This window comes from Streptomyces sp. NPDC005195, from assembly GCF_040608315.1.
Taxonomy (GTDB): domain Bacteria; phylum Actinomycetota; class Actinomycetes; order Streptomycetales; family Streptomycetaceae; genus Streptomyces; species Streptomyces kaempferi.
This window is the reverse complement of the sequence record NZ_JBEXHZ010000016.1, coordinates 1-12,504: the sequence shown is the minus strand read 5'-3', so window position 1 is coordinate 12,504 and position 12,504 is coordinate 1. Positions and strand designations below refer to the sequence as shown.

General features: G+C 72.8%; 13 protein-coding genes. 6 read left to right on the top strand and 7 right to left on the bottom strand.

Annotation, left to right across the window (positions count from 1 at the left end; translation table 11 throughout):
* Positions 1–29: 29 nt before the first annotated feature.
* From ABZV34_RS18740 to ABZV34_RS18725, 4 genes are all read right to left on the bottom strand, one after another.
* Positions 30–233, bottom strand: coding sequence for a cold-shock protein (locus ABZV34_RS18740; RefSeq protein WP_054234742.1), 204 nt, complete (start codon positions 231–233; stop codon positions 30–32).
* 211 nt (positions 234–444) lie between these two features.
* Complete coding sequence (gene hutH / locus ABZV34_RS18735; RefSeq protein WP_356277662.1) at positions 445–1,983, bottom strand: histidine ammonia-lyase; 1,539 nt, start codon at positions 1,981–1,983, stop codon at positions 445–447.
* Positions 1,984–2,082: 99 nt separating this feature from the next.
* Positions 2,083–3,237, bottom strand: a complete 1,155-nt coding sequence (locus ABZV34_RS18730; RefSeq protein WP_356277384.1) for a sensor domain-containing diguanylate cyclase — start codon at positions 3,235–3,237, stop codon at positions 2,083–2,085.
* Between the two features lie 78 nt (positions 3,238–3,315).
* Positions 3,316–4,194, bottom strand: a complete 879-nt coding sequence (locus ABZV34_RS18725; protein ID WP_356277381.1) for an enoyl-CoA hydratase-related protein — start codon at positions 4,192–4,194, stop codon at positions 3,316–3,318.
* Positions 4,195–4,404: 210 nt separating this feature from the next.
* Here ABZV34_RS18725 and ABZV34_RS18720 point away from each other — a divergent pair, with 210 nt between their 5' ends.
* A complete protein-coding gene (locus ABZV34_RS18720; protein ID WP_356277378.1) occupies positions 4,405–5,325 on the top strand; it encodes a hypothetical protein in 921 nt (306 codons plus the stop codon).
* A 297-nt stretch (positions 5,326–5,622) separates the two neighbouring features.
* Here the strand turns inward: ABZV34_RS18720 and ABZV34_RS18715 are convergent, their stop codons facing one another.
* Both ABZV34_RS18715 and ABZV34_RS18710 read right to left on the bottom strand, forming a co-directional pair.
* Complete coding sequence (locus ABZV34_RS18715; RefSeq protein WP_356277375.1) at positions 5,623–6,969, bottom strand: adenylate/guanylate cyclase domain-containing protein; 1,347 nt, start codon at positions 6,967–6,969, stop codon at positions 5,623–5,625.
* Positions 6,970–7,129: 160 nt separating this feature from the next.
* Positions 7,130–8,005: a biotin--[acetyl-CoA-carboxylase] ligase gene (locus ABZV34_RS18710; RefSeq protein ID WP_356277373.1), complete on the bottom strand. Its 876-nt coding sequence runs from the start codon at positions 8,003–8,005 to the stop codon at positions 7,130–7,132.
* Between the two features lie 130 nt (positions 8,006–8,135).
* Between ABZV34_RS18710 and ABZV34_RS18705 the strand changes: the two genes are divergently transcribed.
* The 4 genes from ABZV34_RS18705 (at position 8,136) to ABZV34_RS18690 (ending at position 11,110) form a co-directional block, all read left to right on the top strand.
* Complete coding sequence (locus tag ABZV34_RS18705) at positions 8,136–9,737, top strand: acyl-CoA carboxylase subunit beta (RefSeq protein WP_356277370.1); 1,602 nt, start codon at positions 8,136–8,138, stop codon at positions 9,735–9,737.
* A 24-nt stretch (positions 9,738–9,761) separates the two neighbouring features.
* The gene (locus tag ABZV34_RS18700; RefSeq protein WP_356277367.1) at positions 9,762–9,971 is read left to right on the top strand and encodes an acyl-CoA carboxylase epsilon subunit; all 210 of its coding nucleotides are present in this window, start codon (positions 9,762–9,764) and stop codon (positions 9,969–9,971) included.
* Positions 9,972–10,323: 352 nt separating this feature from the next.
* The gene (locus tag ABZV34_RS18695; RefSeq protein WP_356277364.1) at positions 10,324–10,452 is read left to right on the top strand and encodes a hypothetical protein; all 129 of its coding nucleotides are present in this window, start codon (positions 10,324–10,326) and stop codon (positions 10,450–10,452) included.
* 37 nt (positions 10,453–10,489) lie between these two features.
* Positions 10,490–11,110, top strand: a complete 621-nt coding sequence (locus ABZV34_RS18690) for a nucleoside triphosphate pyrophosphatase (protein ID WP_168529916.1) — start codon at positions 10,490–10,492, stop codon at positions 11,108–11,110.
* A gap of 53 nt (positions 11,111–11,163) precedes the next feature.
* On the opposite strand, the gene ABZV34_RS18685 is transcribed toward ABZV34_RS18690, so the two are convergent.
* Positions 11,164–11,664: a hypothetical protein gene (locus ABZV34_RS18685; RefSeq protein ID WP_356277361.1), complete on the bottom strand. Its 501-nt coding sequence runs from the start codon at positions 11,662–11,664 to the stop codon at positions 11,164–11,166.
* 355 nt (positions 11,665–12,019) lie between these two features.
* On the opposite strand from ABZV34_RS18685, the gene ABZV34_RS18680 reads away from it, so the two are divergent.
* The coding region (locus tag ABZV34_RS18680) for a biotin carboxylase N-terminal domain-containing protein (protein WP_356277358.1) at positions 12,020–12,504 on the top strand (485 nt) is incomplete at its 3' end.

The following is a 12,504-nucleotide window of genomic DNA, read 5'->3' as shown; positions in this document are numbered from 1 at the left end:
CCCGGCTCTGGAAAAGCGCGTCCCCGAAATCAGGCGGGGATGATGTTCTCCGCCTGCAGGCCCTTCTGGCCCTGCGCGACGTCGAACGAGACCTTCTGGCCCTCCAGCAGCTCACGGAAGCCGGAGCTGGCGATGTTGGAGTAGTGGGCGAAGACGTCGGGGCCGCCGCCGTCCTGCTCGATGAAGCCGAAGCCCTTTTCCGCGTTGAACCACTTCACGGTGCCGGTAGCCATGTTTCTCTCCTGAACAGGTAGGGCCCCAATCCGGAGATGCACCGGGAAATGCCGGAGATGCCGGTAAAACAAAACGCGCCTGCGGAGGATTCCGATCAGGCGCACAAAGTAAATGGGTACCAAAAACGTATCAATGAGACAGTAGCACACTCTGCGGCCGGTGAGGGCGCCGGCCTGGACGGCGCCCTCACCGGCATACGGCGGTGGGTGCCTACAGCAGCGGACCGGTGACCGCTTCCACCGCGGTCACCACCCGGCCGCCGCGCACGAAGGCGTCGGCCGCCTCCAGGTCCGGGGAGAGGAAACGGTCGGGGCCAGGCCCCTGGACACCGGCGGCGCGGACGGCGTCGATCACGGCCCGCGACGCCGGGGCGGGGGTCAGGCCCTCGCGCAGTTCGATCGCGCGGGTGGCGGCGTACAGCTCGATCGCGACGATGCGGGTGAGGTTGTCCACGGCGGTGCGCAGCTTGCGCGCGGCCGACCAGCCCATGGAGACGTGGTCCTCCTGCATGGCGGAGGACGGGATGGAGTCCACGGACGCGGGTACGGCGAGCCGCTTCATCTCGCTGACCAGCGCGGCCTGCGTGTACTGGGCGATCATCAGACCGGAGTCGACGCCCGCGTCGTCCGCGAGGAACGGCGGCAGTCCGTGCGAGCGGTTCTTGTCGAGCAGCCGGTCGGTGCGGCGCTCGGCGATGGAGCCCAGGTCGGCGGCGGCGATGGCCAGGAAGTCGAGGACGTAGGCGACCGGGGCGCCGTGGAAGTTGCCGTTCGACTCGACGCGTCCGTCGGGCAGCACGAGCGGGTTGTCGACAGCGGCGGCGAGCTCGCGCTCCGCGACGAGCCGGGCGTGCGCGAGGGTGTCGCGGCCGGCGCCCGCGACCTGCGGGGCGCAGCGCACGGAGTAGGCGTCCTGGACGCGCGGGGCGCCGTCCTGGTGGTGGCCGGTGAGCTCCGAACCCTTGAGCACGGTCAGCATGTTGGCGGCCGAGGCGCTCTGTCCGGGGTGCGGGCGGATGGCGTGCAGCTCGGGGGCGAGGACCTTGTCGGTGCCGAGCAGGGCCTCGAGGGAGAGGGCCGCGGTGACGTCGGCGGACTTGTAGAGCGTGTCCAGGTCGGCGAGGGCCATGACCAGCATGCCGAGCATGCCGTCGGTGCCGTTGAGAAGGGCGAGGCCTTCCTTCTCGCGCAGCTCGACGGGTGCGATGCCGTGCGCGGCGAGGAGCTCGGCGGCGGGGCGGACCGTGCCGTCCGGGCCCTCCGCGTCGCCCTCGCCCATCAGCGTCAGCGCGCAGTGGGAGAGCGGCGCCAGGTCGCCGGAGCAGCCCAGGGAGCCGTACTCGTGCACGACCGGGGTGATGCCCGCGTTGAGGATGTCGGCCATGGTCCGCGCGACCTCGGGCCGGACGCCGGTGTGCCCCGAGCAGACGGTCTTGAGCCGCAGGAACATGAGCGCGCGCACGACCTCGCGCTCGACGTGCGGGCCCATCCCGGCGGCGTGCGAGCGGACGATGTTGCGCTGCAGCTGGGCGCGGAGTTCCGGGCTGATGTGCCGGCTCGCGAGCGCACCGAAGCCGGTGGAGACGCCGTAGACGGGCTCCGGCTTGGCGGCCAGCGCCTCCACGATCTCGCGGGCCGCGGCCAGGGCCGCCACCGCCTCGTCGGCGAGCTCGATCCGGGCGCCGCCACGCGCCACGGCGAGAACGTCGGACGCGGTCACGCCGGACGTCCCCACCACCACAGTATGCATATCCATATTCAGGAGCGTACGCAGTGAATTCCGCGATGTCACTAGGGGTGTCACTAGTGGATGGCCGGTTCGCCCCTTACTTCGCCGTACGTCCCGGCGTCACGGGCGGCGCTGCTCGTGCCGCCCCCGGAAGCGGCGGCGCTCCCCCTCGGCCGGGGGCGGCGCGTCGGCCAGGCGTACGACCGGGTCGTCGGGCCCTTCCCGCCCGGCGACGACGGGCTGTGCGGCGCGTACGGCCTTCGCGCGGTACTGGGCGGCGTCGGCCAGCCGGAAGAGGCGCCGCGCCGAGCGCACCGGTCCGATCGGGTCCCCGGTCGAGGCGACCCCGCACGCCACCCCCTCGCCCATGTCCAACCCGGCGGCGCGGCGGCAGAGTTCGCCGGCGATGCGAACGACCTCGTCGGCCGGCGGTCCGACCGCGAGAAGACAGAACTCGTCACCGCCGAGACGGGCGGCGAGGGTGCCCGGGAGCATCGCCCCGCACAGCGACAGCACCGACCCGAACCGCTCCAGGAGCCGGTCGCCGACGGCGTGCCCCCGGGTGTCGTTCACGCGCTTGAGTCCGTTGAGGTCGCAGACGACGAGACTGACCACGACGTCCTCCGCCCGGTGCCGTCCGATCGCCTCGTCCAGACGTACGTCGACGGCACGGCGGTTGGCGAGCCCGGTCAGGGCGTCCGTGAACGCCAGCCGCCGGGCCTCCTCCAGCCGCTCGGTCTGGGCGATCCCGGCCGCGACGACGGAGGCGAGGACGGTCGCGAAGTCCGCGTCGGCCCGGTCGAAGAAGGGCTCCGCCGCGGGGCGGGCCACGTACAGCTCACCCCAGGCACGCCCGTGCAGCACGACCGGGGCGACCACGCAGCAGCCGCGCCCACGCCTGCGCAGGGCGGCGACCCGCTGGTGGCAGTACCCGGCGCGGCCGCCCGCCGGGCCGTCCGCGGTCTCCACCCAGGCGTTCGGGCCGCCGCCGCCGGCCCAGCGCTCGTGCAGGAACTCGGCGATCTCCGGGAACTGGTGCACCGGGTAGGCCTCCCCCTCGGGGAACTCCTCCTCGTCCGGCGCGCGTTCGCCCACGTTCACCAGCACGCGGAGCCGGCCGAGTTCGCGCTCCCACACGGAGAGCGCGGCGAAGCTGCCGCTGAGCGCGTGGCAGGCACCGAGCGCCGCGGCCCGCCAGGATTCGCGCGGGGTGTGCGCCGCCGCCATCCCCTGCGCCAGCTCCACCACGGCCCTCAGCCGTCTGTCCTCACCCATCACTACAGGCTAAGGACATTTACCTTCATTTGGGATATCGGTACGGCGGACAGGGGTCCGAGTGGCCGTACCCGGAAGCTACTGGCCGGGCCACTGCGGCCTGCGCTTCTCGTTGAAGGCCGCGACTCCCTCCGCCCGGTCCCCGGAGAAGGCGACCGACCGCCAGGCGGCGTCCTCGACCTCCAGGCCCGCACGGAGGTCGAGCCCCTGCCCGAGCCGCAGCGCCCGCTTCGCCGCCCGCAGGCCGACGGGCGAGTTGGCGGCGACACGGGCGGCGAGCGCCAGCGCCTCCGTACGGTCCTGTCCCTCGTCCACGAGCTCGTCGACGAGTCCCAACTCCCGTGCCTCGGCCGCCTCCAGACGGCGCGCCGAGAAGATCAGCTCGGCCGCGCGGGCCGCACCGACACGGCGGGGCAGCAACTGCGTACCGCCGCCTCCCGGGATCACCCCGACGGACACCTCGGGCAGCCCCAGCACCGCCGTACGGTCGGCCACGATCAGGTCGCAGGAGAGCGCCAGCTCGAATCCGCCGCCGAGCGCGAAGCCGTGCACGGCGGCGACGGTCGGCATCGGCAGCTCCAGAACGCCGGTGTACGCGGCCCGCGCCACGGGGCGCTGCCGCATCAGGTCGGCGTCGGTGAAGGAGTTGCGCTCCTTCAGGTCGGCGCCCACGCAGAAGGCCCGCTCATGGGTGGAGGTCAGCACCACGACCCGTACGCCGGGGTCGGCGGCGAGCGCCGCGCAGGCACCGGCGAGGGAACGGGCCATCTCCGTGGACACGGCGTTCATGGCCTTCGGCCGGTCGAGGGCGAGCTCCGCGACATGCTCGTGGCGACGCACGACGACGAACTCCCCGAACCGCCGCTCACCCTCGGACCGTCCCTCACCCTCGGACCGTCCCTCGTCCCCGGACCGTCCCTCGTCCCCGGACCGCCGCTCGTCCCCTTGCTCCGCCATGACACCCTCCCGGTGAACGGTTAACGCGGGTTAACTTCCGCCTCCCCCGATCATCGCAGCCGACGCCGCCCGACGAAACCCGTCCCTCCGGCCACGCTTCCACGTTCGGGTGACATCCCGCCCAACTCCCGCCCCAGGCACCCAAAAGACGCATAACCTGCGCACCGCCAAGGACATCGGGGAGCGTCCACAGACCGGGGAGGGATGACCATGACGAACGGCACGACGACCGACGTGGCGAGGGGACCTTGGGTACGGGTGCCCCCGGTCCCGCCGGGGTCCACGGAGCCCATCACCCGCGTGGCGACGCTCGCCCAGGCACTCGGCTCCCCCCGGCCGGGGGGAACTCCCGCCACGCAGCCGCCCGCCCGCCCGCGCGGCGGGGAACCGCCCCGCCCCGAGCCGGCCAGGGCCCCCGTGCCGCCCGGCCGGACCCGGGACACGGACACCTCGCCGGGGGCCGCCGAGCGCGCGCCGGAACCGGAGGAGACCGCCGAGACCGCCCCTCCCGCGTTCCCGCAGCGCACCGGCCGCGGACGGCACCGCAGACCGCGGAGGCGCCGGGCGCTCCTCGCCGTGGGCGGGCTCGCGCTGGCCGCCGGGGCGCTGAGCCTGGCGCGGATGGCTCCGGACGGGATCACCGGGAGCGGCGGGGGCGCGGAGGCCGAGCCGCGGCCGGGGGTCGCCGACGACGGGGCACTCGACGCCTCACCCACCGTCTGGGCCGCGCCCTCCGCGCATCCCGCGTCCGCCGGTGCGGCCGCCGCGGAGGGCGGAGTGGGCGCGACCCCGGCAGCGGGGGCGAGTCCCGGCGCCACGGCGTCCGCGGCGTCGACGGCGTCGCGGGGACCCGACGGAGCGGCCGGGGCTCCCGGGGTGACGGACCCGTCGGCCACGGCACCGCCCGGGGCGCACCCGCGGGGCCACGCGGGCGCCCCCGCGGACGACGCGCCGGACTCGACCGGCATCCCCACGGCGCCCGTACCGTCGCAGCCTCCGGCCGCGCCCGCGCCGCACCCCACGCCGAGCGCCACCACCCACTCCCCGGCACCGAAGCCCGGTTCTCCCGGTCTCTGCGTGCCGATCGTGGGAATCTGCGTCAACAGCCTGACGAACCCGCTGGGCGGGTAGCGGGAGCCGGGCGGGGCGCCGGGAGCGGTGTGCGCGGGGGACAGGACGGCCGGCGGGGCCGCCCGGCTCAGGGCGGGGCGCTCCCGTGGTCCCCGGCGGGCGCGCGTCGACAGCCGCGGCACCTCGCCGCACGACCGGATCACCCGGACAGGACCACGCCCGAACCCGCCCGGTACGAGGACGCCGCTGCGCCCTCCGCCCGGCACGAGGGACGCCTCCGCACCTCTGCTCCCTCCGCCCGGCGGACACCCGCGTCCGACGCCGCACGCCGGGCCACCGGGGATCGTGGGACAGCCCTCAGGGTGTGTCCGACCGCGCCCGTCGGGCCAGCAGCCACGGTTCGACCACACCGAGGCCACGGACCGGGCGCTGCCACATCGGCTGGAGGGCGAAGCGGTAGGCGGGCGGCTCCTCGCCCTCCTTCTCCGCGGTGGCCGCCGCCTCGGCGGCCTCGGCCTCGGAGGCGGGGGCGTCCTGGGTGCGGACCAGTTCCTCCGCGAAGGCACCGTCCACGAGGACGGCGTCCCGCGGCGCTATCGACGTGAGCCGGGAGGCGAGGTTCACCGTCGTGCCGAAGACGTCGCCCATCCGGGTCGTGACGGTGCCGAAGGCGATACCGACACGCAGTTCCGGCATGGTCTCGTCGTTGGCCATCGTCTCGATGAGGCGCAGGGCGATCTCGGCGGCGACTCCCGCGTCGTCCGCGGAGTACAGCACCTCGTCGCCGAGGGTCTTGATGAGCCGGCCCCCGTGCGCGGCCACCAGGTCGGCGGCGGTGGTCTCGAAGGCCTCGACGAGCTCGCCGAGCTCCTCCTCCTCCATGCGGCGGGTCAGCCGGGTGAACCCGACGAGGTCCGCGAAGCCGACGGCGAGACGGCGGTCGACCATCTCCTCGTCGTCACCGGCCTGGACCACCCGGCCGGTGGCGGCGGCCAGCTGGCGCCGCCAGACGTAGACGATGAACTCCTCCAGCTCGGGCAGGAGCAGCTCGATCAGGGGATACGTGACCTCGGTGCGCGTCATCCCCGGTTCCGGAGGCTCGGTCAGCCCCTCCAGGAACGAGTCGATCTGCCACTCGGCCAGCCGCGCCGTGGTCTGGCCGGTGGACCGGGCGACCTGCACCGCCATCGCCTCGCTGAGCAGGCCCGCCTCGACGAGACCGGCCAGCCGCCGCAGGGCGAGGACGTCGGCCTCGGTCAGCGCCTTGGCCTGCCCTATGTCGGCGAAGCCCATGGCCCGCCAGAAGCGGGAGGCCAGCTCCATGGAGACACCCGCGCTGCGGGCGGCCTGGAACGGGGTGTAGCGGCGCTCGGCGCCCAGGATGAGCTGTTCCAGACGCAGGGCGAGAGGATTCTCCCCGGAGTCGGCGGCCTGCTCGTCCAGCCGGTTCTGCGCGTCCAGCCGGCTCTGGCCGTCCAGCCGCCCCTGCGGGTCCGGCGGCGGGCTGGGGGTGTCCGACAGACTGCGATCCGAACGCGCGTTCGCCCTCGATCGCTCCTGTGGGTCCCCGGCGTCCTCGTCGCCCCGCAGGTCCGCGTCGGCGGCCGCGGGCGCCGGGTCGGTGGCCGACCCGGCGGTACGCCCCGGCTCACCGTCGGGAGCGGGGTGCGCACCCGTGCCGGAGCCCGTGTCGTCGACGGTCACGCCTGCTGCCTTTCCGATCTGCCACGGTCAGGTATCGACCGCGCTCAACTCTACGGCAGGTGTGCGCTGGCTCACTCCTGACTCGTACGCCTGACCGGGACCCGGAACCGCGATCGGCTCCGGTGTCCATCGCTGAGTACGGCCCGCCGGCCTCGAACGCTCAGGCCGGCCGGAGGTGGACGATGTCTCCCGCGCCCACCGGCTGCTGCACCCCCTCCTCCGTGGCCAGGACCAGACGCCCGTCCCCGTCGACGGCCACCGCCTCCCCGGTGATCGACCTGCCGCCCGGCAGTTCGGCCCGCACCACTCGTCCGAGCGTCGCGCACCCGGCGGCATATGTCTCCTGGAGACCCGAGGCGTCGGGGTCACCGCCGGCGGCGCGCCACTTCTCGTACCACTGCTCCAGTGAGCGCAGCACGGCCCGCAGCACGGTGTCACGGTCCGTGGTCGTCGCTCCGGCGAGGGCGAGCGACCCCGCACCCGGCACCGGGAGCTCGTCCTCGCGCAGGGTGACGTTGATACCGATGCCGACCACCACCGAGTCGGTACCGGCGCGTTCGGCGAGGATGCCGCCCGCCTTGCGTTCTCCGCCGTCCACCGTCACCAGCAGGTCGTTGGGCCACTTGAGTGCCGTGTCGACCCCCGCGACCCGGGAGAGGGCCGACGCCACCGCGACCCCGGTCAGCAGCGGGAGCCAGCCCCAGCGCTCAATGGGGATCCCGGCGGGTTTGAGGAGGACGGAGAAGAACAGGCCCGAGCGGGCCGGTGCCGTCCACCGCCGGTCCAGGCGGCCGCGTCCGGCGTTCTGCTCCTCGGCGACGAGGACGGCTCCTTCGTCCGCCTTTCCGGAGACGGCCAGCCCGACCAGGTCGCTGTTGGTGGACCCGGTGCCGGCCACGACCTGGAGATCGCTCCAGAGCCCGCCGTCCGCGCCGTCCCGCACCAGCGCCCGGCGCAGGGCGGTGGCGTTGAGGGGCGGACGGTCGAGGTCGGACCATCGGTTGTCGTTCGCGTCTGAGGCATCTCGCGGCGTCATGCAACCCACCCTAGGTGTGGTAAACGCCGCACTGCCGAACCGTATCGGCACCACTACCCTACGAGTCAGTAGCAACCCCCTGAGCACATCACCCTCATGTCCCACAGAGCAGGCAGGGAGCCGCATCCCGATGTCCGAGCCGGAAGAGCTGCACCACCCCGACATCCACACGACCGCGGGCAAACTCGCGGATCTGCGGCGCCGCGTCCAGGAGGCGACGCACGCCGGCTCGGCGCGGGCTGTCGAAAAGCAGCACGCCAAAGGCAAACTGACGGCCCGTGAGCGGATCGACCTGCTGATCGACGAGGGCTCCTTCGTCGAACTCGACGAGTTCGCGCAGCACCGTTCGACCGACTTCGGCATGGCGCAGAACCGGCCGTACGGCGACGGTGTCGTGACCGGGTACGGCATGGTCGACGGCCGTCCCGTCGCCGTCTTCTCACAGGACTTCACGGTCTTCGGAGGCGCCCTCGGCGAGGTCTTCGGGCAGAAGATCATGAAGGTGATGGACTTCGCGCTGAAGACCGGCTGTCCGGTCATCGGCATCAACGACTCGGGCGGCGCCCGCATCCAGGAGGGCGTCTCGGCCCTCGGCATGTACGGCGAGATCTTCCGCCGCAACACCCATGCCTCGGGCGTGATCCCGCAGATCAGCCTGGTCGTCGGCCCCTGCGCGGGCGGCGCGGTCTACTCCCCCGCGATCACCGACTTCACGATCATGGTCGACCAGACCTCGCACATGTTCATCACGGGTCCGGACGTCATCAAGACGGTGACGGGCGAGGACGTCGGCTTCGAGGAGCTCGGCGGTGCCCGCACGCACAACGCGGTGTCAGGCGTGGCCCACCACATGGCGGGTGACGAGAAGGACGCCATCGAGTACGTCAAGCAGCTGCTGTCGTACCTGCCGTCCAACAACCTCAGCGAGCCCCCGGTGTTCCCGGAGGAGGCGGACCTCGCGATCACCGACGAGGACCGCGAGCTGGACACGATCGTGCCGGACAGCGCGAACCAGCCGTACGACATGCACACGGTGATCGAACACGTCCTGGACGACGCCGAGTTCTTCGAGACGCAGCCGCTGTTCGCGCCGAACATCCTCACCGGCTTCGGCCGGGTCGAGGGCCGGCCGGTGGGCATCGTCGCCAACCAGCCGATGCAGTTCGCCGGCTGCCTGGACATCGACGCCTCGGAGAAGGCGGCCCGCTTCGTCCGCACCTGCGACGCCTTCAACGTCCCGGTCATCACCTTCGTGGACGTCCCCGGCTTCCTCCCGGGCGTCGGCCAGGAGCACACCGGCATCATCCGCCGCGGCGCCAAGCTGATCTACGCGTACGCCGAGGCCACCGTCCCGCTCATCACGGTCATCACCCGCAAGGCCTTCGGCGGCGCGTACGACGTCATGGGCTCCAAGCACCTCGGAGCCGACCTCAACCTCGCGTGGCCCACCGCCCAGATCGCCGTCATGGGCGCCCAGGGCGCGGTGAACATCCTGCACCGCCGTACCATCGCCGCCGTCACGGACCCCGCCGAGGCGGAGGCCACCCGGGCCCGTCTGATCCAGGAGTACGAGGACGCGCTCCTCAATCCCTACACGGCGGCCGAGCGCGGCTACATCGACGCGGTGATCATGCCCTCCGACACCCGCTCCCATCTCGTACGGGGTCTGCGTCAGCTGCGCACGAAGCGGGAATCACTCCCTCCGAAGAAGCACGGCAACATCCCCCTGTAGACCCCGGGATCCTTGGGAGCGGACATGAACATCAAGGTCGTACGGGGCAATCCGACCCCCGAGGAGCTGGCCGCCGCACTGGCGGTGGTCCAGGTCCGCGCCGCGGCGGCGGCGGGCCCGCCGTCCGGCGCGCCGGGAACCAGGGACGCGTGGGCGGACCCGTCCCGCATCGCCGCCCGCCGTCTGCCGCAGCCGGGCGCGTCGACCTGGACCCGGACCTACTGGCCGGGCTGACGGGAGTGCCCCGCCGGGACGCGGGGCCTCGTGAGCGGCCGGGCGGGCGCCGCGCCTACGCGCGCGGCCCCGCAGGCAGTCCGCCGCCTCTTCGGCCATCACCGCGATCCCGGCGTCGTTCGGATGCGGGTGATCGCCGAAGTCGTACGCCGCCCGCAGCCGGTCCGGATCCGCCGGACCGGCGAGTCCGCGGTACGGGGCCGAGTCGTTCAACGGCGGGTTCCCTCCGGCACCCGCGTCGCAGCGGGCGCGGGGCGGCCGAAGAAACCTCGGACCCGTTCACCGGGCGGAGGGCAAGGTTGAGTACGCGTACTCAGGCGCCCGGCACCCGGGCCGCCGCACGATCGGGGACATGCTGTGGTCCGACCCCGAGAACGAGCCGCCCAAGGAGTTGCGCGACATGCAGGACATGTTGCGGCGGCTCGGCGTTCTCATGGCACTGGCCATGCTGCTCGCGATGCTCGTCCTCGGTCTGATGTGAGCGGCGCACGACACGCCCGCGCCGATACGCTGACCGCATGACCGATCAGCCGCGCCGCCGCCTCGTCCTCGCCTCGCAGTCCCCCGCCCGGCTCAACCTGCTGCGGCAGGCCGGACTCGCCCCCGAGGTGATCGTGAGCGGGGTCGACGAGGACGCCGTCTCCGCCCCGACACCCGCCGAACTCGCGCTCGCCCTGGCCGAGGCCAAGGCCTCCGTCGTGGCCGCGCGGCCCGAGGTGCAGGGCGCCCTGGTGATCGGCTGCGACTCGGTCCTCGACCTGGACGGCCAGGCGCTCGGCAAGCCGGCGGACGCCGAGGAGGCCACCGCGCGCTGGAAGGCGATGCGCGGCCGGGCCGGGACCCTCCAGACGGGGCACTGCGTCCACGACACGGCGACCAAGCGCTACGCGTCGGCGACCGCGTCCACCGTGGTCCGCTTCGGCGAGCCGACCGACGCCGAGATCGCCGCGTACGTCGCCTCGGGCGAACCGCTCCACGTCGCCGGCGCCTTCACGCTCGACGGCCGCTCGGCCCCGTTCATCGAGGGCATCGACGGCGACCACGGCAACGTCATCGGCATCTCCCTGCCCCTGGTCCGCCGACTGCTGGGCGAACTGGGCGTCGGCATCACGGAGTTGTGGACACCGCGGGAGAAGTGACGCCCGCTGGTGCCGCGACGGGGCGGACGTCGCCTGCCGCGGCACCAGGGCGGTCAGGAGGCGCTGGGCGCCGGAGGAGCCGCGACCGGGGCTCCTCCCTTGCCGCCGTGCACCCCGTCCAGGCCACCGCCGCCGTCTCCCGGCGCGGCGTCCGCGGGACCCGCCGCGGGACCGAACGCCAGCAGCGTGAACACGATCAGCGCGAGCACCACCATCATGAAGGCGAACGCGCCCCAGCCCACCAGCCCCACCGTGAACGCGCCGAGCAGGCCGTGCACCACGGCGGCGCTGATCAGCAGGACGCGCCCGAAGACCCCCGGCGCGCGGTTCCGCACCCCGGCGAGCAGCGCGGCGACCCCGCACAGCGCGAAGTAGAGACCGAAGACCAGTCCCCCGATCTTCGACGAGGTGGACATCATGTCCGAGTCCAGCCCCGCCAGGGACATGTCCTGCCGGTCGACGACCACGCCGAGGAACCAGTTCAGCAACGCGATTCCGACCGCCTCCACGAAGAGCACGATCGCCGCCACCCACGCCACCGGTCTGCGTACCACCGGTCCCCACCCACTTCCGAGTGCTGTTACCACAAGTACGTTCGAGACATCCTGAACGCTACTAACGGGTAAACCACGGGACAAGGGTTCTGCCGAGGGCAAAGAATCGTTGGGCCATTCGTAGGGACTCCACAAAGAAACGATGTGCGGCGCGGCACAGCCGCACAGAGACCTTGACCACACAGGAGGGCTAGGGTTCAACCAAGGATTCCTGCGTACCACGGTGTGACAAGGGATCTCGCGGGTCGAGCGAGCCTCGAATCACGCTCCGTGTGGGCAAGCTCACCATTGGGGACGGGTCGATAGGCCGTGTCGGCAGTCCCTAAACTCGGCTTGTTTCAAGGAGGGAGCCATCGTGCGCAAGGTGCTCATCGCCAACCGTGGCGAAATCGCTGTCCGCGTGGCCCGGGCGTGCCGGGATGCCGGGATCGCGAGCGTTGCCGTGTATGCGGAACCGGACCGGGACGCTGTGCATGTCCGAGCGGCGGACGAGGCGTTCGCGTTGGGCGGTGACACTCCGGCCACCAGTTATCTGGACATCGCGAAGGTCCTGCGGGCCGCCGGGGACTCGGGGGCGGACGCGGTCCATCCCGGGTACGGGTTCTTGTCGGAGAACGCCGAGTTCGCGCAGGCGGTCCTGGACGCGGGGCTGATCTGGATCGGGCCGCCCCCGCAGGCCATCCGTGACCTGGGTGACAAGGTCGCGGCCCGGCACATCGCGCAGCGTGCGGGTGCCCCGCTGGTCGCGGGCACTCCCGATCCGGTGTCCGGGGCGGAGGAGGTCGTGGCCTTCGCGAAGGAGCACGGGCTGCCGATCGCGATCAAGGCGGCGTTCGGTGG

Coding starts and splice junctions, on each gene's coding strand:
- hutH (WP_356277662.1), bottom strand. CDS start 1,983: ATGCATACTGTGGTGGTGGGGACGTCCGGCGTGACCGCGTCCGACGTT.
- ABZV34_RS18700 (WP_356277367.1), top strand. CDS start 9,762: ATGAACATCAAGGTCGTACGGGGCAATCCGACCCCCGAGGAGCTGGCC.
- ABZV34_RS18690 (WP_168529916.1), top strand. CDS start 10,490: ATGACCGATCAGCCGCGCCGCCGCCTCGTCCTCGCCTCGCAGTCCCCC.
- ABZV34_RS18710 (WP_356277373.1), bottom strand. CDS start 8,005: ATGACGCCGCGAGATGCCTCAGACGCGAACGACAACCGATGGTCCGAC.
- ABZV34_RS18705 (WP_356277370.1), top strand. CDS start 8,136: ATGTCCGAGCCGGAAGAGCTGCACCACCCCGACATCCACACGACCGCG.
- ABZV34_RS18720 (WP_356277378.1), top strand. CDS start 4,405: ATGACGAACGGCACGACGACCGACGTGGCGAGGGGACCTTGGGTACGG.
- ABZV34_RS18730 (WP_356277384.1), bottom strand. CDS start 3,237: ATGGGTGAGGACAGACGGCTGAGGGCCGTGGTGGAGCTGGCGCAGGGG.
- ABZV34_RS18695 (WP_356277364.1), top strand. CDS start 10,324: ATGCTGTGGTCCGACCCCGAGAACGAGCCGCCCAAGGAGTTGCGCGAC.
- ABZV34_RS18725 (WP_356277381.1), bottom strand. CDS start 4,194: ATGGCGGAGCAAGGGGACGAGCGGCGGTCCGGGGACGAGGGACGGTCC.
- ABZV34_RS18740 (WP_054234742.1), bottom strand. CDS start 233: ATGGCTACCGGCACCGTGAAGTGGTTCAACGCGGAAAAGGGCTTCGGC.